16 protein-coding genes and 1 pseudogene are annotated in these 19,016 nt (G+C 61.4%); 6 read left to right on the top strand and 11 right to left on the bottom strand.

The features are described 5' to 3' along the window. Positions 1 to 23: 23 nt before the first annotated feature. Complete coding sequence (locus HBO05_RS17795; RefSeq protein WP_029296952.1) at positions 24 to 524, bottom strand: ATP-dependent zinc protease; 501 nt, start codon at positions 522 to 524, stop codon at positions 24 to 26. Between the two features lie 175 nt (positions 525 to 699). Here HBO05_RS17795 and HBO05_RS17800 point away from each other — a divergent pair, with 175 nt between their 5' ends. After that, positions 700 to 1,587: an acyltransferase gene (locus HBO05_RS17800; protein ID WP_169953727.1), complete on the top strand. Its 888-nt coding sequence runs from the start codon at positions 700 to 702 to the stop codon at positions 1,585 to 1,587. Here the strand turns inward: HBO05_RS17800 and HBO05_RS17805 are convergent. After that, positions 1,584 to 2,153: a DUF2780 domain-containing protein gene (locus tag HBO05_RS17805; protein ID WP_170042198.1), complete on the bottom strand. Its 570-nt coding sequence runs from the start codon at positions 2,151 to 2,153 to the stop codon at positions 1,584 to 1,586. The genes HBO05_RS17800 and HBO05_RS17805 overlap by 4 nt on opposite strands. Before the next feature lie 182 nt (positions 2,154 to 2,335). Between HBO05_RS17805 and HBO05_RS17810 the strand changes: the two genes are divergently transcribed. Next, positions 2,336 to 2,794, top strand: a complete 459-nt coding sequence (locus tag HBO05_RS17810; RefSeq protein WP_169953723.1) for an anti-sigma factor — start codon at positions 2,336 to 2,338, stop codon at positions 2,792 to 2,794. 258 nt (positions 2,795 to 3,052) lie between these two features. Then, positions 3,053 to 3,418 (top strand): hypothetical protein, encoded by a 366-nt coding sequence (locus HBO05_RS17815; RefSeq protein WP_178121185.1) that lies wholly within the window; start codon positions 3,053 to 3,055, stop codon positions 3,416 to 3,418. Positions 3,419 to 3,555: 137 nt separating this feature from the next. On the opposite strand, the gene fdhA is transcribed toward HBO05_RS17815, so the two are convergent. From fdhA to HBO05_RS17855, 8 genes are all read right to left on the bottom strand, one after another. Beyond that, positions 3,556 to 4,755, bottom strand: coding sequence for a formaldehyde dehydrogenase, glutathione-independent (gene fdhA, locus HBO05_RS17820; protein ID WP_038443950.1), 1,200 nt, complete (start codon positions 4,753 to 4,755; stop codon positions 3,556 to 3,558). 189 nt (positions 4,756 to 4,944) lie between these two features. Then, the gene (purU, locus tag HBO05_RS17825) at positions 4,945 to 5,802 is read right to left on the bottom strand and encodes a formyltetrahydrofolate deformylase (protein ID WP_169953721.1); all 858 of its coding nucleotides are present in this window, start codon (positions 5,800 to 5,802) and stop codon (positions 4,945 to 4,947) included. Positions 5,803 to 5,853: 51 nt separating this feature from the next. Beyond that, complete coding sequence (gene soxG, locus HBO05_RS17830; protein ID WP_169953719.1) at positions 5,854 to 6,486, bottom strand: sarcosine oxidase subunit gamma family protein; 633 nt, start codon at positions 6,484 to 6,486, stop codon at positions 5,854 to 5,856. Positions 6,487 to 6,618: 132 nt separating this feature from the next. Beyond that, positions 6,619 to 9,636 carry a sarcosine oxidase subunit alpha gene (locus HBO05_RS17835; protein WP_172313590.1) on the bottom strand — a complete coding sequence of 1,006 codons (3,018 nt, stop codon included), beginning with the start codon at positions 9,634 to 9,636 and terminating at the stop codon, positions 6,619 to 6,621. Next, entirely contained in the window at positions 9,633 to 9,935 is a 303-nt protein-coding gene (locus tag HBO05_RS17840; protein WP_169953715.1) for a sarcosine oxidase subunit delta, read from the bottom strand. Before HBO05_RS17840 ends, HBO05_RS17835 begins: the two co-directional genes overlap by 4 nt. 15 nt (positions 9,936 to 9,950) lie before the next feature. Beyond that, a complete protein-coding gene (locus tag HBO05_RS17845; protein WP_010207084.1) occupies positions 9,951 to 11,201 on the bottom strand; it encodes a sarcosine oxidase subunit beta in 1,251 nt (416 codons plus the stop codon). A gap of 22 nt (positions 11,202 to 11,223) precedes the next feature. After that, a complete protein-coding gene (locus tag HBO05_RS17850; RefSeq protein WP_029296971.1) occupies positions 11,224 to 12,477 on the bottom strand; it encodes a serine hydroxymethyltransferase in 1,254 nt (417 codons plus the stop codon). 236 nt (positions 12,478 to 12,713) lie between these two features. Then, positions 12,714 to 13,442 carry a TraX family protein gene (locus tag HBO05_RS17855; protein WP_169953843.1) on the bottom strand — a complete coding sequence of 243 codons (729 nt, stop codon included), beginning with the start codon at positions 13,440 to 13,442 and terminating at the stop codon, positions 12,714 to 12,716. Positions 13,443 to 13,532: 90 nt separating this feature from the next. Between HBO05_RS17855 and HBO05_RS17860 the strand changes: the two genes are divergently transcribed. Then, on the top strand, positions 13,533 to 14,573 hold the full coding sequence (locus HBO05_RS17860; RefSeq protein ID WP_169953713.1) for a low specificity L-threonine aldolase: 1,041 nt from the start codon (positions 13,533 to 13,535) through the stop codon (positions 14,571 to 14,573). 69 nt (positions 14,574 to 14,642) lie between these two features. Here the strand turns inward: HBO05_RS17860 and HBO05_RS17865 are convergent. Further along, positions 14,643 to 16,457: pseudogene (locus HBO05_RS17865) on the bottom strand (NAD(P)/FAD-dependent oxidoreductase). 263 nt (positions 16,458 to 16,720) lie between these two features. Here HBO05_RS17865 and HBO05_RS17870 point away from each other — a divergent pair. Both HBO05_RS17870 and HBO05_RS17875 read left to right on the top strand, forming a co-directional pair. Next, positions 16,721 to 18,166: a cytosine permease gene (locus HBO05_RS17870; RefSeq protein ID WP_169953708.1), complete on the top strand. Its 1,446-nt coding sequence runs from the start codon at positions 16,721 to 16,723 to the stop codon at positions 18,164 to 18,166. Then, positions 18,163 to 18,978 (top strand): nitrilase family protein, encoded by an 816-nt coding sequence (locus HBO05_RS17875; protein ID WP_169953706.1) that lies wholly within the window; start codon positions 18,163 to 18,165, stop codon positions 18,976 to 18,978. Before HBO05_RS17870 ends, HBO05_RS17875 begins: the two co-directional genes overlap by 4 nt. Positions 18,979 to 19,016 lie beyond the last annotated feature (38 nt).

The raw sequence follows: 19,016 nt of genomic DNA on the forward strand, positions 1-19,016 counted from the left end.
CCCCATGCCTTATGCGGCGTCAATCAGCAGTCGGGCTTGTCCGCGGTATAGCGACGAGCCGGGTTCACGGCGGCGCCGAACTCACGCAGGGCCTTGGCCCCGATCAGCAGCGGGTAGTTGAAGCTGCTGCGGTCGGTAAGGTTGACCTCCACCGTGCGCTTGACGTTGCCCAGGCACATTTCCAGGTCCACCACCGGGCGCTTGGCCACGCTGGTTTCTTCGCCGTCTTCATCTTCGTCGGCGCGGTTCTTGATCTTGCTGATGCGCGCCACTTTGTGTTCGTAGACCTTGTTGCTCACGTCCTTGCCGCTGAGACGGAACCGCACCCAGTCCTCGCCATCGCGGGTGAAGGTCTCGATGTCGCGGGCCGACAGCGAGGCGGTCAACGCGCCGGTGTCCATCTTGGCCTTGAAGGTCTCGCCGATTTCCGGCAACTGGATATATTCGTAGCGCCCGTACAGGGTCGGCTCGGCGGCCATCACGGGCAGGGCAACCACGGCTAATAGGGCAAGGAGGGATTTCACGTAGGAGGATTCCTTGAAGTAAGTAGACGAATACTAGACTGCAAACGCTGCCTAAAGTTGGATCGTTGCCCAGCATACGCAACACAAAGTGAAACATTCGTCAGGCCATTTGCGATTTGGCCTCTAGACTCAAGCTGCTTATCATGGCCCGTCCAATCGCTTGCAAGAGTTGCTTATGCGCCGCCTGCTCACCGGCTGTTTCGTCACACTGCTGCTGTTACTCAACACACTGATCCTGATCGGCCCGCTGCTGGTATTCGCCCTGCTCAAACTGGTGGCGCCCGGGCGGTCACGCGATTACGCCTCCTGGGCCGTGATGTGGATCGCCGAGACCTGGGCCGAGATCGACAAGCTGATCTTTGCCCTGTGCATCCCCACCCAATGGGATATTCGCGGCGACACTGGGCTGAGGGTCGACACCTCATACCTGGTGATCAGCAACCATCAATCCTGGGTGGATATCCCGGCGCTGATCCAGACCCTCAACCGGCGCACGCCGTTCTTCAAGTTCTTCCTGAAAAAGGAACTGATCTGGGTGCCGTTCCTGGGCCTGGCCTGGTGGGCCCTGGATTACCCGTTCATGAAGCGCTACAGCAAGGCGTTCCTGGCCAAGCACCCGGAACTGGCGGGCCAGGACCTGAAGATCACCAAACAGGCCTGCGAGCTGTTCAAGCGCCAGCCGGTGACGGTGGTCAACTATCTGGAAGGCACGCGTTTTACCGAGGCCAAGCGTGCCCAGCAGGGCTCACCTTTCACTCACCTGCTCAAGCCCAAGGCCGGTGGCGTGGCGTTTGTGCTGGCCGCGATGGGCGAACAGCTGGATGCGATCCTCGACGTGACCGTGGTGTATCCACAGCAGAAGATTCCAGGGTTCTGGGACTTGATCAGCGGCGCGGTGCCCCGCGTCATTGTTGATATCCGCACCCGCGAGCTGGATCCGGCGTTGTGGCAGGGGGATTACGAGAATGATCCGGCGTTTCGCCAGACCGTCCAGAACTGGGTCAACCAGCTCTGGATGGAGAAGGATGCGCGCATTGCCCAACTGCGCGCCGAGCGACCTTAGCTACCGGTACCCCAGGCCTGGGCCAGTTTGCCAAGCAGTGAGCTGTCGGCACCCTGGCCGCCCAGGTATTGCAGGATCACCGGGGCAAACTGGCCGATCATGCCGCTGTCCATGCCCAAGGCGCTGAACGCGGTGTTCAGGTCGTTGGTGTTCTTCACGTTACCCAGCACGCCGTCCAGGCCGCTGGTCTTGCTGCCACCGTTCTGGCCAAGCATGCCGCTCAAGGCGCCAAGGCTGCCCAATGCGTTGTTGCCCGACAGCTTGTCCAGGCCCGGTACGCTTTTGCCCAACTGCGAATAATCGGTGCTGCTCAGTTGGTTCTTGGCCAGGCCCAGCATCGCACCGGTACCGCCGACGGCCTGCTCCGGGGTGACATTCAGTTGCTGGGTCAGTGCGCCCAGCAAGCCAGCGGTCTGTGAGGTCGGCGCAGCGGCGGCGGCCTTGTTGGTGCCCTGGGCGCCAGAAACGGCGTTGGCCACATCGCCCAGGCTGAAACCTGCTGCAAATACCGGGCTGGCCGCCACGGTCAGGAGGCAGGACAGGGCAAAACCGCGTGAAATCTTCATCGAGACAACCTCGTAAATGTAGGAGCTAAAGCAGCCGTTTGACTCAGCATCCAACAGGTTGTTCCACGTCACAGATTTGTTCAGAAAAGCACCAAAGCCCGGCACCATCAAACTGCCACTAGGAACCCATCGCCTGCCACAGGGTCAATCAACACACTACAAAACTTGTCAGGAAGAGCCTTATGACTGCGTCCCAACCCCCAGTGATCGAGCACAAGCCCTCATTCTGGACCCGCCCGCGCCTGTTCATCGGCGTCTGCGTGGTGGTGGTTGCCGGTATCGGCGGCGCGCTCTACACCCAGGACAGCGTCAAGTCCGCCGCGACCCTGGTCAGCAGCACCCAACAACCGGCGGCGCAAATTGTGGCGCACAAGGATTACCTGGAAGTCCAGCCCATCGCCGCCACCGCGCCTGAGCCGGACCGCAGCCTCGAACTGTGGGCCCTGCCGGCCGGCGGCACGCCTGTGTCTTTGGGCCTGTTGCCTGAAGATGGCAAAGGCATCATCGGCCTCAACCCACGCCAGCAGGAAACCATCAGCCAGCCGGTGGAGTTAATGGTCAGTTCGGAAACCAAAGGTGGCTCGGTGAGCAAGCAGCCTACCGGCCCGACGGTGTACCAGGGCGCGCTGGCAATTCGCTAACCGCCCTGCCTCCCCTCAAAAAACACTGTGGAAACGGGCTTGCCCGTGATAGCGCACGCGCCGTGAAGTTCGCAAAAAAAACCTGCTCCTTTGCAGGTTTTTTTGCGCCTGCGCATTTGCTCGGTCGCAGTCGCGGCGTTTGAAATAAGACACGTACTTTTAATTGCATTTAATTTTATCTAACTGTCATTTCCCACAGTAGGCACCCTCCAACTCCCGTTGCAACATGAAGCCTCCCACAACAAAGGAACGTTGATCATGCACAGCAAAATTGCAATCGGAGCACTCGTCTTCATGGCCCTGACCGGTCAGACCCTGGCGGCAGACATTAGTAGTTGTCCCGACGTAAGCGCGATCAAATCGTCACCTTACAGCGACCCCGCGCTTGGAACGTTTGCTGATGGTTTCAAATACGAAGCCAGCAGCAACGGCAAGAAGTGGGAGGGCGTAACGGCCGGCACCGACGATGACTACCTTGATCCCAAATACAAACTCAAAGCTGAAGGCTTCAACCAGGCAAATGGCAAGCTGACATGTATTTATGGTGGCGAGGCGGTGAAGGCGGGCGAACCTGGCAAAGAAGTCTATTCCAACCCCTTCCTGAAATTGCATGCCCCCGAGTAGTCCGCCCCGGTAGCAAAACGCAAAAACGATGACCGTTGGATCGAATGCCGATCAGTCAAGAGAAGGCGCAGACAGGCCGCTGTTCGCTCTTGGTTGGTCGGCATTAACCTCGGGTCACCGTTTTGTATTACGAGTGCCTACGCCGCGCTGAACAGCTTGTGCGGATCAATCACAAACTTCTTCGGCACCCCGGCATCGAACTCGCCGTACCCACGCGGCGCGTCATCCAGGCTGATCACCTGCACGCCGACGATCTCGGCGATGTTGATGCGGTCCCACATGATCGCCTGCATCAACTGGCGGTTGTACTTCATCACCGGGGTCTGGCCGGTGTGGAAGCTATGGGACTTGGCCCAGCCCAGGCCAAAACGAATGCTCAGGCTGCCCATTTTCGCGGCGGCATCCACCGCCCCTGGATCTTCGGTGACGTACAGGCCGGGGATGCCGATCTTGCCTGCGACGCGCACCACCCCCATCAGTGAGTTGAGCACCGTGGCCGGCGCCTCGTGCTTGACGCCATCATGCCCGTGGCCGCGCGCCTCAAAGCCCACGCAGTCCACCGCACAGTCCACTTCCGGTTCGCCCAGCAACGCGGCGATCTGCTCGTGCAGCGGCGTGTCCTTGGACAAATCGGCGATTTCAAAACCCTGGGCCTTGGCGTGGGCCAGGCGGATCGGGTTGACGTCACCGATGATCACCACCGCCGCGCCCAGCAAACGCGCCGAAGCGGCGGCCGCCAGGCCTACAGGACCGGCGCCGGCGATGTACACGGTACTGCCAGGGCCAACGCCAGCAGTGACGGCGCCGTGATAGCCGGTGGGCAGGATGTCGGAGAGGCACGTCAGGTCACGGATTTTTTCCATGGCCTTGTCGCGATCCGGCAGTTTCAGCAGGTTGAAGTCGGCGTACGGCACCAGTACGTATTCGGCCTGGCCGCCGGTCCAGTCGCCCATGTCGACATAGCCGTAGGCACCACCGGCACGGGCCGGGTTGACGGTCAGGCAGACGCCGGTGTGTTGTTCCTTGCAGGAGCGGCAGCGGCCGCAAGCAACGTTGAAGGGCACAGACACCAGGTCGCCGAGCTTCAGGTTCTCGACGTCGCTGCCCTTCTCGATCACCTCGCCGGTGATTTCGTGACCGAGCACCAGGCCGGTCTGGGCGGTGGTACGGCCGCGCACCATGTGCTGGTCGGAGCCGCAGATGTTAGTGGAGACCACGCGCAGGATGACGCCGTGCTCGATCTTCCTGCCACGGGGGTCCTGCATTTTGGGATAGTCGATTTTCTGTACTTCGACCTGACCGTTGCCGAGATACACGACACCACGATTACCAGACATGCTTTCACCTCGCTGTTGTTTTTATGGAACTGCGGTGCCCGTTCGAGTGGGCAGCGCGTTTAAGTGCTCGGGTTACAGATGCTGTTTTTGCGTTGTTTGTGAGGGCCTCATCGCGGGCAAGCCCGCTCCCACATTTGATCGGGTTCACACATCACCCTGTAGGAGCTGGCTTGCCTGCGATGGCGTCAGTCAGAGCACCACCGTTCTATTGGCATTCAAGAACACCCGCCGCTCAATGTGGTACCCCACCGCCCGCGCCAATGTCAGCCCTTCGATATCCCGCCCCTTGGCAATCAGGTCCTCGGGATAGTGGCTGTGATCCACCACCTCCACGCCCTGGGCGATGATCGGGCCTTCGTCCAGGTCGTTGTTGATGTAGTGCGCAGTGGCGCCGACCAACTTCACGCCCTTGTTGTACGCCTGGTGGTAAGGCTTGGCGCCCTTGAACCCCGGCAGCAATGAGTGATGGATATTGATCGCCTTGCCATCGAGCTTGCGGCACAGCTCTGGCGACAGCACTTGCATGTAGCGCGCAAGGATCACCAGTTCGGCGCCCGCGTCTTCAATCACTTGCCACACCTGACGCTCCTGGGACGGCTTGTCGTTGGGGTCGAGGGGGAAATGGTAGTAGGGAATCTGGTGCCAGTCGGCCAACGGCTTGAGATCGGGGTGGTTGGACACCACCGCGACCACATCCATCGACAGTTGCCCGATACGCTGGCGGTACAGCAGGTCGTTAAGGCAGTGATCGGCCTTGGACACCATGATCACCACTTTTGGCCGGTAGTTCGGTGCCGTCAGCTCGAAGATCATCCCAAAGGCTTCGCCTCGCGTGGCCAGGCCATCGCGAAAACCTTGCTCGTCGAAGCCATCGGGCTGACGGAACTCCACGCGGATAAAAAAGCGCCCCGAGAGGCGGTCATCGAACGAATGGTGCTCGGTGACGTAGCAGCCCTGCTCGAACAGATAGCGGGTGACCGCGTCCACCGTGCCGAGCACGCTGGGGCAGTCGGCGGTCAAAATCCATGTATCGGGTGCGCGGCTCATTACAGTTGACTCCTCAGGGATGCGTTCCCACGCAGCGCATGGGAACGATCATCAGGCTTGGACATTCAGGCCGAATTCGGCCGAGGCATCCTGCAACCACAACCACCAGTAGTCCGAGAAGCTGCGACGGATCAGCAGTTCCCAGGTGTCTTCGGCGGTATGGCGGATCACCAGCTGCGACTTGGCGAACACCGTGCCCACTGCCTTGCCCACCGGGAAGTTGTCGGGGTGCACGTCGTAGCTGGTGGACTTCATCAGCACATCGCGCACGTTCGGGCCGCTGAGTTCGAGGATCTGCTGGCCGCCGCTGACGTTGACGACCTGGATGTGCAGATCGCCCAGGGCGGCACGCAGGTTTTGCTCGGCGGCAAACTCTTCACCGCCTGGCACGATCAGCAACCACTCATCCGGGCCGAGCCATTGCAGGCTGGTTTCGCCTTTGACGATGACCTGCAGGGCGCCGGGCAGTTCGATGCCCAGGGCCTTGTGCACGCCAGCGGCGAAGGCCGCATCGTGGCCGTCGCCGCGCAGGGTCAGGTGGCCGAGGAGTTTCTTTTCGCGCACGGTCACGCCGGCGTTCTTGCGGCCCTTGCCCACCTGGCTGGCGAGGTCGGCATGGTGCAGCGACGACTCGGCCTTGGCGCCGGAGGTGGGGCGTTGTTGGTACACATTGGCTGCTGTCATAAAGCACCTATCTGAATTCCAATGAACACCACAACCCCTGTAGGAGCCGGCTTGCCGGCGATGAGGCCCTCAAGCCTGGCGGCGATTTCCGAAACGCCATCGCCGGCAAGCCGGCTCCTACAGGGAGTGGTGTCAGATGTTTTGGCGATCGCCTTTCGGGTCGAAGAACACCGAAGACACAATCTCCGCTTCGATCACGCTGCCATCGGCCTGGGGCGAGAACACCCGCTCGCCCAATCGCTTCAAGCCGCCCTTGACCACCGCCATCGCAAACGAATAGCCGAGGGAGTTGTGCGCATAGCTGGAGGTGACGTGGCCGACCATCTTCATCGGGATGCTCTGCTTCGGATCAAACACCAGTTGCGCGCCTTCCGGCAGCCACACCTTCGGATCGATCGGCTTCAAGCCCACCAGTTGCTTGCGCTCTTCACGCACGCAATCCTCACGGTTCATCCCACGCCAGCCGATCCACGAGAAGGGTTTGGTACGGCCCACGCACCAGCCCATGTTCAGGTCGTCCGGGGTCATCGAGCCGTCGGTGTCCTGGCCGACGATGATGAAGCCCTTCTCGGCCCGCAGCACGTGCATGGTCTCGGTGCCATATGGGGTCAGGTTGTACTGTTTGCCGGCCTCGACGATCTGTTCGAGCACGCCCATGGCGTAGTCGGCCTGCACGTTGACTTCGTACGACAGCTCACCGGTAAACGAGATCCGGAACACCCGCGCCGGCACACCGCCCACCAGGCCTTCTTTCCAGGTCATGAACGGGAAGCCGTCCTTGTCCAGGTCGATATCGGTGACCTCGCTCAACAGCTTGCGGCTGTTGGGCCCGGACAGGGTCATGGTCGCCCAGTGATCGGTGACCGAGGTGAAGTACACCTTGAGGTCCGGCCATTCGGTCTGCTGGTAGATTTCCAGCCACTGCAGCACGCGGGCGGCGCCGCCAGTGGTGGTGGTCATCAGGAAGTGGTTGTCGGCAAGGCAGGCGGTCACGCCGTCGTCGAAGACCATGCCGTCTTCCTTGCACATCAGGCCGTAGCGCGCCTTGCCCACGTCGAGCTTGGTCCAGGCGTTGCTGTAGATGCGGTTGAGGAACTCCCGGGCATCCGGGCCCTGGATGTCGATCTTGCCCAGGGTCGAGGCGTCCAGCAGGCCGACGCTGTCGCGCACGGCCAGGCATTCGCGTTTGACTGCCGCATGCAGGTCTTCACCGTTGCGCGGGAAGTACCATGGGCGTTTCCACTGGCCGACATCTTCGAACTCGGCGCCGTTTTTTACGTGCCAGGCTTGCAGCGCGGTGTAGCGCACCGGCTCGAAGATATGCCCACAGTGCCGGCCCGCTACCGCGCCGAAGGTTACCGGCGTGTAGTTGGGGCGGAACATGGTGGTGCCCATCTGCGGGATGGTCACGTTCAGCGAGCGCGCGGCAATCGCCAGGCCGTTGACGTTACCCAGCTTGCCCTGGTCGGTGCCAAAGCCCAGCGCGGTGTAGCGCTTGACGTGTTCCACCGACTCGAAGCCTTCGCGGGTCGCCAGTTCGATGGCGGCAGCGGTGACGTCGTTCTGCAGGTCGACAAATTGCTTGGGCGCCCGTGCAGTGGCTTTTTCGTGAGGCACCTGGAACAAGGCCAGGGTCGGCTCTTCCAGGCGCGTCAGGGCCTTGGGCAGCGTACCTTCCACCGGGGCAAGCCCGGCTTCGCTGGCCGCGCGCACGCCGCCTTCAAAGCCATCGGCCAGGGAATCACCCAGGCCGTAGACGCCATTGATACCGCCCACGCACACGCGTTTTTGCGGTGCTTGGCCCGGTACAAAACCGAGGATATCTTCACGCCAGGTCGGCTTGCCGCCCAGGTGCGAAGCCAAGTGCACCACCGGGCTGTAGCCGCCGGAGCTGGCCACCAGGTCGCAGTCCAGCCACTCGCCGGGGCTGGTGACCTTATGGGCTTTGACGTCGATGGCCGCCACACGGGCGCCAGTGACGTGCTTGCTGCCACGAGCTTCGATCACGGCGCTGCCGGTAAGGATGCGAATGCCTTTGGCGCGGGCCTCTTCCACCAGCGCGCCGCGTGGGTTGTGGCGTGCATCGGCTACCGCGACCACGCTGAGGCCAGCGTCGAACCAATCCAGCGCCACACGGTAGGCGTGATCATTGTTGGTCGACAGCAGCAGCTTTTTACCCGGCGCCACGCCATAACGGCGCACGTAGGTCGAAACCGCACCCGCCAGCATATTGCCCGGCACATCGTTATTGCCGTACACCAGCGGACGCTCGCAGGCACCGGTCGCCAGCACCACACGCTTGGCGCGCACACGGTGGATACGCTGGCGTACCACGCCAATCGGCGCACGGTCGCCGAGGTGATCGGTGAGGCGCTCGTGGATGGTCAGGAAGTTATGGTCGTGATAGCCATTGACGGTAGCGCGAGGCAGCAGCACCACATCCGGCAGGGCCTTGAGCTCGGCGATCACGCTGGCGACCCACTCGGCCGCCGGCTTGCCGTCGAGGCTTTCGCGCGAGTCGAGCAGCGACCCACCGAATTCTTCCTGCTCATCGGCGATGATCACCCGCGCCCCACTGCGCGCAGCAGCCAGGGCCGCTGCCAGGCCCGCTGGGCCTGCGCCGACGATCAGCACGTCGCAATGGCGGTTCATGTAGTCGTAGGTGTCCGGATCATTCTCGGTCGGCGAGCGGCCAAGCCCGGCGGCCTTGCGGATGTACTTCTCGTAGGTCATCCAGAACGATTGCGGGTACATGAAGGTTTTGTAGTAGAAACCCGGCGGCATCAGCTTGCCGCCGACCTTGCCGAGGATGCCCATCATGTCGTTGTTCACGCTCGGCCAGCCGTTGGTGCTGGTGGCCACCAGGCCCTGGTACAACGCCTGTTGCGTGGCGCGCACGTTGGGGATCTGCGTGGCTTCGGTGGCACCGATCTGCAGCACCGCGTTCGGTTCTTCGGCGCCGGCGGCAAAGATGCCGCGCGGGCGCGAGTACTTGAAGCTGCGGCCGATGATATCCACGCCGTTGGCCAGCAGGGCGGCGGCCAGGGTGTCGCCTTCAAAGCCTTTGTAGCTCTGGCCGTTGAAGGTAAACGTCAGGACTTTATTGCGGTCGATGCGGCCACCGTTGGACAGGCGATTGATCTGGCTCATACCTTCTCTCCAGAAGCCTTGGCGGTGAATTGCGGCTGGGTACCGATCTTGTAGGTTTCAAGAATTTCGTAGGTCAGGGTGTCGCGGGTGGCGTTGAAATACTGGCGGCAACCGGCGGCATGGATCCACAGCTCGTGGTGCAGGCCGCGCGGGTTATCGCGAAAGAACATGTAGTCACCCCACTCTTGATCGGTGCAGGCATTCGGGTCCAGCGGGCGCGGGATGTGCGCTTGGCCGGAGGCGTGGAATTCCTCTTCGGAGCGCAGTTCGCCACAGTGAGGACAGAAGATATGCAACATAGGGAATTTCTCCTGTTAGTGGGCGACGGCCGCAGCGCCGTGTTCGTCGATCAGCGCACCGTTGTGGAAACGGTCGATGGAGAAAGGTGCCGCCAGCGGGTGCATCTCACCCTTGGCCAGGCTCGCGGCAAATACGTTGCCTGAGCCGGGGGTGGCCTTGAAGCCACCGGTGCCCCAGCCGCAGTTGAAAAACATGTTCGGCACCGGGGTCTTGGAGATGATCGGGCACGCGTCCGGCGTGGTGTCGACGATGCCGCCCCACTGGCGGTTCATGCGCACCCGCGAGAGCACCGGGAACATCTCGACGATGGCCTGGATGGTGTGTTCGATCACCGGGTACGAGCCGCGCTGGCCGTAGCCGTTGTAGCCGTCGATACCGGCGCCGATCACCAGGTCGCCCTTGTCGGACTGACTGATGTAGCCGTGCACGGCGTTGGACATGATCACGCTGTCGATAATCGGCTTGATCGGCTCCGACACCAGCGCTTGCAGCGGGTGGGATTCGATCGGCAGGCGGAACCCGGCCAGCGAAGCCATGTGCCCGGAGTTACCTGCGGTGACCACCCCAACGCGCTTGGCGCCGATAAAGCCCTTGTTGGTCTCCACGCCGATGCACACGCCGTTTTCCTTACGAAAGCCGATTACTTCGGTCTGCTGGATCAAGTCCACGCCCAAGGCATCGGCAGCACGGGCAAAGCCCCACGCCACAGCATCGTGACGGGCCACGCCGCCACGCCGTTGCACGGTGGCGCCGAGGACCGGGTAGCGGGTGTTTTTCGAGCAGTCGAGGTATGGGATCTCGTCCGCGACCTGCTTGGCATTGAGCAGCTCGCCGTCCACGCCGTTGAGGCGGTTGGCACTCACGCGGCGCTCGGAATCGCGAATGTCCTGCAGGGTGTGGCACAGGTTGTAGACGCCACGCTGGGAGAACATCACGTTGTAGTTCAGGTCCTGGGACAGACCTTCCCAGAGCTTCATCGCGTGCTCATACAGGTGCGCCGACTCATCCCACAGGTAGTTGGAACGCACGATGGTGGTGTTGCGCGCGGTGTTGCCGCCGCCCAGCCAGCCTTTCTCGACCACCGCCACGTTGGTGATGCCGTGCTCCTTGGCCAGGTAGTAAGCGGTCGCCAGGCCATGCCCGCCGCCGCCGACGATGACCACGTCGTAGACCTTTTTCGGGGTCGGCGTGCGCCACATCTTCTGCCAGTTTTCGTGGTGGCTGAGGGAGTGTTTGAAGAGGCCGAAGCCCGAGTAGCGTTGCATAGGCATTACTCCAAAACCGCGCTCAGCGATAAACCGGGAAATCCGCGCACAGGGCAGACACGTGCTTGGCCACGTTGGCCTCGACGTCGGCATCGCCGAGGTTGTCGAGGATGTCGCAGATCCAGCCGGCCAGCTCCACACATTGCGCCACCTTGAAGCCACGGGTGGTCACCGCCGGGGTGCCGATGCGCAGGCCCGAGGTCACGAACGGCGACTGCGGGTCGTTGGGCACCGCGTTCTTGTTGACGGTGATGTGGGCGCGACCGAGGGCGGCATCTGCGTCCTTGCCGGTGAGGCCCTGGCGGATCAGGCTGACCAGGAACAGGTGGTTATCGGTGCCGCCGGAGACTACATCGTAGCCACGCTTGATAAAAACGCTGGCCATGGCCTGGGCGTTGTCGATCACCTGCTGTTGATAGGCTTTGAAGCCTGGCTCCATCGCCTCCTTGAAGCACACAGCCTTGCCCGCGATCACGTGCATCAGCGGGCCACCCTGTGCGCCGGGGAACACCGCGGAGTTGAGTTTTTTCTCAATCTCTTCGTTGGACTTGGCCAGGATCAGGCCACCCCGCGGACCGCGCAGAGTTTTGTGGGTGGTGGTGGTGACCACATCGGCGTAGGGCAGCGGGTTCGGGTACAGGCCAGCCGCCACCAGGCCGGCGACGTGGGCCATGTCGACGAACAGCAGCGCGCCGACCTTGTCGGCAATCTGACGAAAGCGTGGGAAATCCAGGGTCTTGGAGTAGGCAGAGAAGCCGGCGACGACCATCTTCGGTTTGTGTTCCACGGCCAGGCGCTCGACTTCGTCGTAGTCGATCAGGCCGGTGTCGGTGTTGATGCCGTACTGCACCGCGTTGTACAGCTTGCCCGAGGACGACACCTTGGCGCCGTGGGTCAGGTGGCCGCCGTGGGCCAGGCTCATGCCGAGGATGGTGTCACCGGCATTGATCAGCGCCAGGTACACCGCACTGTTGGCGGACGAACCGGAGTGCGGCTGCACGTTGGCGTAATCGGCGCCGAACAGTTGCTTGGCGCGCTCGATGGCCAGGGCCTCGACCTTATCCACATGCTCGCAGCCGCCGTAGTAGCGCTTGCCAGGGTAGCCTTCGGCGTATTTGTTGGTCAGGCCGCTGCCCTGGGCCTGCATCACGCGCTTGCTGGTGTAGTTCTCCGACGCGATCAGCTCGATATGATCTTCCTGGCGCTGCTCCTCGGCATTCATGGCCGCCAGCAGTGCGTCGTCATATCCCTGGATCTGGTCTTGTTTGCTGAACATCGCGTCTCTCCCAGCCTTTCGTATTGTTGAGGCCCGTGCAGGGCCCTTTGATGCGATGGTAGGGCTGGCGCAGGCAGGTCAAATGCCTACGCACGCCACGCAAAGGTGCGTTTACGACATGGCCAGAACAACACCGAACAAATGTGGGAGCGGGCTTGCTCGCGAATGCGATGTGTCAGGCAGCACATGCATTGGCTGGCCCACCGCATTCGCGAGCAAGCCCGCTCCCACAGGGACTATGTGATGACCTTTCGAAGGAGTAGCAGCAGTAAGAAATGCGCGGGATAAAGTGCATACGCCCAGCGCCGCATAGCCGGCGGTGAGACATGTGTGACCTGTCGCAATAAGACCAGCCCGGCGAGCGGCGCAATCAGGCATGCGGCCAACCCGAGCATCGCGACGAGATTGCCGCTATTGAGTAAGACCTGCCATTGATTGGCAGCTACACACACCAACCCCGGCAACACGCTGAAATACCAGGGGCGACTGAACACCAGCAACATCGCCAGCGGCAGTAATACACCAAAAAAGCCGAACATCAGTTGCGCCGAGAACGTACCGGCGATCAACAGCGCGATCAGCGCCAATCCGCGGTCAAAATTCGTCTTCTGCTGCCATCCCCTGGCAACCAGTAGCCCCAGCGCCAGGGTCGGCAGCACGTTCAATGTATCGGCATCGTCGATAAACATCCGATACGGCACCTCGCTGATCACGCTGAACAGCAGCAACCAGCCCAGGTAACGCCATTGCCCGCTGACCGGCGCATCCCGGACCCGCTGCAAATTGGCCGCAATCGCCAGGCAAAACCACGGGAACGCCAGGCGCCCCGGCACGTACAGGCCATCGAGGCTTAAACCGACATAACGCAGGTGGTCGAGCACCATGCTCAATAGCGCCAGCCATTTGAGCAGGTCCAGAGCGCCATCGCGCCCGCGCTGCAAAGGAATCGTTTCAGTACCGTGCATAATTCCCCAGAGACTTTGCATTAACAGTGCGTGCGCCCGCCGGATATTCTTGGTTAAAGTGCGCACCAACATCGACCACAGGAACGGGCCATGACCGACAAGAGCCAACAATTTGCCAGCGACAACTATTCCGGGATCTGCCCGGAAGCCTGGGCCGCCATGGAGCTCGCCAACCAGGGCCACCAACGCGCCTATGGCGACGATGAATGGACCCATCGTGCTGCCGACGGTTTCCGCAAACTGTTCGAAACCGACTGTGAAGTGTTCTTCGCCTTCAACGGAACAGCGGCCAACTCCCTGGCCCTGTCTTCCTTGTGCCAGAGCTACCATAGCGTGATTTGCTCGGAAACCGCCCACGTCGAGACCGACGAATGTGGCGCACCGGAGTTTTTCTCCAACGGCTCCAAGCTGCTCACCGCGCGTACCGAAAACGGCAAGCTGACCCCCGAATCCATCCGCGAGATCGCCCTCAAGCGCCAGGACATCCACTACCCCAAGCCACGCGTCGTGACCCTGACCCAGGCCACCGAAGTGGGCAGCGTGTACACCCCGCAAGAAATCCGCGCCATCAGCGTCACCTGCAAGGAACTGGGGCTGAACCTGCACATGGACGGTGCGCGTTTCTCCAACGCCTGCGCGTTCCTCGGCTGCTCACCTGCCGACCTGACCTGGAAAGCCGGTGTGGATGTGCTGTGCTTTGGCGGCACCAAGAACGGCATGGCGGTGGGTGAAGCGATCCTGTTCTTCAACCACAAGCTGGCGGAAGACTTCGACTACCGCTGCAAACAGGCCGGCCAGTTGGCGTCGAAAATGCGCTTTTTGTCAGCCCCGTGGGTCGGCCTGCTGGAAAACGACGCCTGGCTCAAACATGCACGCCACGCCAACCACTGCGCCCAGTTGCTCAGCAGCCTGGTGGCGGATATTCCCGGCGTGGAATTGATGTTCCCGGTGCAGGCCAACGGCGTGTTCCTGCAACTCTCGGAGCCGGCCATCGCCGCGCTGACGGCCAAGGGCTGGCGCTTCTACACCTTCATCGGCAAGGGCGGCGCGCGCTTCATGTGTGCGTGGGATACCGAGGAAGAGCGGGTACGAGAACTGGCGGCGGATATTCGTGAGGTGATGGGCGCCTGATCTCCCCCCGAAGGAGCCGGCGTGCCGGCGATGGCGACCCTGAGGGCGCCATCGCCGGCACGTTGTTGCCTACAACTGGAGAGGTTGTAATGCGTCCCACTGATCAATCGGCCCGGGATTGTGTTCGATCGTCCCACCGCCAAACTTGACCGCCAACTTGTTCACCGCATTCAACGCCGTCGTCACCCCGCCCTCGGCCCAGCCCCCGGTCCAGGAAATATCATCTCCAGACAGAATGAAACCGTCCGGCGCGCCCTCCTTTACACCACTCATGAACTGGGAAAACAGCAGTCTTTGATACTCATACTGCCCCGGCAGGTTCATCTTGAAGGCACACAGGTAGAACGGCTCATTTTCCCAGTTGATCTCGATAAAAGGATCAACCATGCCGAACTCGGCCGCCAGGTTTAGTTGCGTGTCGGCATACACCGTATCGAGTAAGGTCGTACACAAATCGACATGAGACGGCAACGGCGCGCTGCGGTCGCCAAGGAACTTCAGGCTGTCATCGTTCCAGGTATATGAGAGAAACATGCCGCTGCCCTTGTTCACCCCGTTGCTTGGGGCATAGTCCAGCAGATAGGTGCCACGGGTAAGGCGGTCCGACAAGGTCACACTCATCTTGTAGCGACCGTTCTCGACATCATTCCAAAACGGCCGTCGAGTGTTGGCGAAGATCTTTGCCGATTGCATGTAATGGGTATACATCACCGCTTCCCAGGTAGCCTGGGGCAGTAAGTTGTTCATCGGCGTAAAGCGCTCTTTGCCATCCATATAGCGGAACTTGTCGAGCACTCGCACGTGAGGCGTATAAATCACACTTTTAAAGTTACGCAGGGTGTCTCCACCCTATTTGTTGTCATGCAGGTACACATCGAACGTGCCATCGGCCAGGCGGTGGATCTGCCGGACTTCCTGGTTGAGAGGGTCAGCAATCTCCCGCCGCGTCAAACTCTCCACCGTCGTGCCTGCCGGCCAATGGACCTGGGTGTCGCCGAACGAAGCCGGCGTGCGGCTCCATAGGCGCAGGGGCAGCTCGCTGGAACCGTCATACATCAACGTGTGGTTGGTATCCAGGCCGGTGTACAACACCCGCAACACTTCCAGGAAACAGTTCGGATAGTCGGTGTTCCAGCCGCCAGTGCCGAAGCCTATCTGGCCAAACAGGTCAATGTCTTCGCGGCTCCACTTGGCTTGCTCGACCATGGCGGCATAGAAACTCAGGTCATCCCAGCCCGCCCTGAGGATCGTATTCCAGATCGCTTTGATTTCACCTTGGTCCACTGCCGTTTCCTGCATCGCGTTTTCCATGTCGGTGAACCGGATCGGGTCTTGTTCAAGGAATTCGCCGAAGAACATATCTTCGATTCGCCTGTATTTTTGCGGCAGGTCATTGCGTTCGTAGTAGGTCTGCTCGTTCTCGTAATCGACGAGGGTACTGGGGGCGGCGGGCGAGCCGGGGTTAGGGAAATCCGCCGAGTTGGCGCTCATCCCGACCTTGGCAAAGTAGTGCATCAACGCCTTGCCGGACTTGGGGAAGCGCATCGCCCCCAGTTCACAGATCACCCGGCCTTGTGGGTCGTTGCGATCACCCAGCACATGGGAATAGAGCCGCCCGCCAATGCGCCCCGAAGCTTCCACCACTATCGGATGCAGGCCCATGCGCATCGCCTCGTAGGCTGCCACCAGCCCGGACACGCCGGCACCGACGATCAACACCTGCTCGCCAAGATGCTGCGCGGCAACTTGGGCCAGGGGCTTTTTAAGGATCGCGGCCTGCCATAAATAGCGGGCGTAATGAAACGGAAAGTCAGGAATCAGCGCCGTGACATTTTTGTTCAAAAGCCGCTGAGCACCTTGGGAGCGGGAGGGAATCGCAGACATGATGGCGTCCTTGCAGGTTGGGTAAATGTCCACCCTCTACTACAAGGCTAAAGGCGAATGCGACGAGACTAAGAGCCAGCCTAGTAGACCGTCCTCGCCACAATTAGATCGCTTTGCAATAAGAAAGAACGGCTCCATCGCCCCCCACGCGCAAAAGCCATTACTTAAGGAAAGTCTGAAGTGATTATTTATAGATCAGGATTTAATCGGGCCATCAGTTGCCCGATGCTGCGGCACTCACTATAAAAACAAGCCGTGAATCTATGAACGCCCTATCTGACAAGACGGTTCCCTGCGTCGCCCCTCGCCCAAAAATCGAGACCCGTTCCATTGACTATGTGCCGCGCAACGAACGGCACGGCAAAGTCTGGCATCAGGGACCCTTCTGGTTCACCGGCAACTTCGTCCTCACCACCATGGTCACCGGGTTCACCGGCGCCGCACTGGGCTTGAGCCTGGTCTACGCGATCCTGGCGATTGTCATCGGCGTGGGCCTGGGCACCTTTGCCATGGCCTTCCACGCCAACCAGGGCCCGCGCATGGGCTTGCCGCAGATGATCCAGTCACGGGCCCAGTTCGGGCTGCGCGGCGCTATCGTACCGTTTGTCGCGGTGATCTTTGTGTACATCGGCTTCAATGTGTTCAACGTGATTCTCGCCACCGACGCCATCAACACGGTGCTGCCGGGCAGCCGGGCGCCGTGGTATGCGTTGATGATCATCCTCGCGGTGATGATTGCCGTGATCGGCCATGACCTGCTGCACACTGTGCAACGCTGGCTGACCTACGTGATGATCAGCGTATTCGCAGTGCTGACCGTTGCCGCCCTGATGAGCCTGTCGGCCGATGCCGCAGTGGCCGAGGCGCATTTCTCCTGGTCGGCGTTCCTGATCCAGCTCAGCGCCGCTGCCGGTTATCAGATCAGCTACGCCGTGTATGTATCGGACTACTCGCGCTACCTGCCCCATCAAACCCCGTCGCGCCGGGTGATTTTCTGGACCTACCTGGGGGCTGCCGGCTCGGCGCTGTGGCTGATGTCTCTGGGCGCGTTCCTGGCCTCGGCCCTGCCCTCGCCCGATGCCATCGCCAGCGTGCGCACGGTGGGCAACCAGGTGATTCCTGGCTTCGGCACCTTGACCGTGCTAATCGCGGTGCCGGCGCTGATTGGCATCATGGCGGTCAATTGCTATGGCGCGATGCTGACCGGCATCAGTGCCATCGACGGTTTCGTGAAAATCCAGCCGCGCCTCAAGAGCCGGGTCATCGGCATCGGCCTGGTGGCAGTGATCATTTTCCTGATCGCCTTGAGCATTCCCGATAGCTATCTGGCCAGCTTCAACACGTTCGTGCTGCTGATGTTGTACTTCCTGGTGCCATGGACTGCCGTCAACCTCGCCGACTTCTACCTGGTGCGCAAAGGCCAATACGCCATCAGCGATATCTTCAACCCCGCCGGCATCTATGGCCTATGGGGCAAGGCGGGCTTGGTCGCGTACTGCCTGGGCCTGGTGTCGATGATCCCGTTCATGTCGTTGAGTTTCTATGAAGGGCCGGCCGCCGTGGCGCTGGGCGGGGCCGATATCGCCTTCGTGATCGGCCTGGGCGTTTCCGCGCTTATCTATTGCCTGATGAGCCGCAACCTTGACCGCGATGCCGAACACCGTGCCATTGCCGCCAGCGAGGCCATGTTGGAAGGTGGTAAGCCATGAACACCCTACGTGTCGTCTGTGATCAACTCGCCCCGCGTATCGCCGATGTGGAACACAACCGCGCACTCAGCGCCAAGGCCATTCGCGGTGCGGCGGCGCTGGGCGCGCAAGTGCTGGTGTTGCCGGAGCTGATGCAAAGCGGCTACGCGTTCAATGACCGGGAGGAAGCCCTGGCAGTGTCCGAGGAGCTGGACGGCCCGACACTCACCCGCTGGAAAACCCTCGCGAGCGAACTGGGCATCATTGTCGTGGCCGGCTTTTGTGAGCGCCTGGCGGCAGGCCAGGTGGCCAACAGCGCCGCGCTGATAGAGCCGGGCGGCAGGCTGACGGTGTATCGCAAGGCGCACTTGTGGGATCGCGAGAAATTGATCTTCACCCCCGGAACTGAACCGCCACCGGTGGTGGAAACCGCCGCTGGACGGATCGCTGTCATGATCTGCTACGACCTGGAACTGCCGGAGTGGGTACGCCTGGCAGCCCTGTCCGGGGCCGACCTGCTCTGTGTGCCGGTGAACTGGCCGGACGGCCCGCGCCCAGCCGGTGAAAGACCGGCAGAAATCGTGCGGGTCCAGGCCAATGCGGCGGTCAACCGGATGTTTATCGCCGCATGCGATCGCCATGGCGAAGAGCGGGGGGTCAACTGGATTGGGGGATCCGTCATTGTCGATGCCGATGGCTACCCATTGGCCGGAGCGGTCTCACATCAGAACGAACAACGCCTGGTGGCCGACCTGCCCCTGACCCAGGCCAGGGACAAGTTCATCAGCGAGCACAACCACGTGCACCAGGACCGTCGGCCGCAGTTGTACTGATCCGCCCGTTAACTCCCCTGATCGCTCCCACGCTCCAC

Source organism: Pseudomonas sp. WS 5079 (genome assembly GCF_012985465.1).
Taxonomy (GTDB): Bacteria; Pseudomonadota; Gammaproteobacteria; order Pseudomonadales; family Pseudomonadaceae; genus Aquipseudomonas.

Bases quoted from the DNA above. Each gene is read 5' to 3' on its own strand.
- HBO05_RS17875 (WP_169953706.1), top strand. From the start codon at position 18,163: ATGAACACCCTACGTGTCGTCTGTGATCAACTCGCCCCGCGTATCGCC.
- purU (WP_169953721.1), bottom strand. From the start codon at position 5,802: ATGAGCCGCGCACCCGATACATGGATTTTGACCGCCGACTGCCCCAGC.
- fdhA (WP_038443950.1), bottom strand. From the start codon at position 4,755: ATGTCTGGTAATCGTGGTGTCGTGTATCTCGGCAACGGTCAGGTCGAA.
- HBO05_RS17855 (WP_169953843.1), bottom strand. From the start codon at position 13,442: ATGCACGGTACTGAAACGATTCCTTTGCAGCGCGGGCGCGATGGCGCT.
- HBO05_RS17850 (WP_029296971.1), bottom strand. From the start codon at position 12,477: ATGTTCAGCAAACAAGACCAGATCCAGGGATATGACGACGCACTGCTG.
- HBO05_RS17840 (WP_169953715.1), bottom strand. From the start codon at position 9,935: ATGTTGCATATCTTCTGTCCTCACTGTGGCGAACTGCGCTCCGAAGAG.
- soxG (WP_169953719.1), bottom strand. From the start codon at position 6,486: ATGACAGCAGCCAATGTGTACCAACAACGCCCCACCTCCGGCGCCAAG.
- HBO05_RS17805 (WP_170042198.1), bottom strand. From the start codon at position 2,153: ATGAAGATTTCACGCGGTTTTGCCCTGTCCTGCCTCCTGACCGTGGCG.
- HBO05_RS17835 (WP_172313590.1), bottom strand. From the start codon at position 9,636: ATGAGCCAGATCAATCGCCTGTCCAACGGTGGCCGCATCGACCGCAAT.
- HBO05_RS17845 (WP_010207084.1), bottom strand. From the start codon at position 11,201: ATGCAACGCTACTCGGGCTTCGGCCTCTTCAAACACTCCCTCAGCCAC.
- HBO05_RS17860 (WP_169953713.1), top strand. From the start codon at position 13,533: ATGACCGACAAGAGCCAACAATTTGCCAGCGACAACTATTCCGGGATC.
- HBO05_RS17870 (WP_169953708.1), top strand. From the start codon at position 16,721: ATGAACGCCCTATCTGACAAGACGGTTCCCTGCGTCGCCCCTCGCCCA.
- HBO05_RS17815 (WP_178121185.1), top strand. From the start codon at position 3,053: ATGCACAGCAAAATTGCAATCGGAGCACTCGTCTTCATGGCCCTGACC.
- HBO05_RS17800 (WP_169953727.1), top strand. From the start codon at position 700: ATGCGCCGCCTGCTCACCGGCTGTTTCGTCACACTGCTGCTGTTACTC.
- HBO05_RS17810 (WP_169953723.1), top strand. From the start codon at position 2,336: ATGACTGCGTCCCAACCCCCAGTGATCGAGCACAAGCCCTCATTCTGG.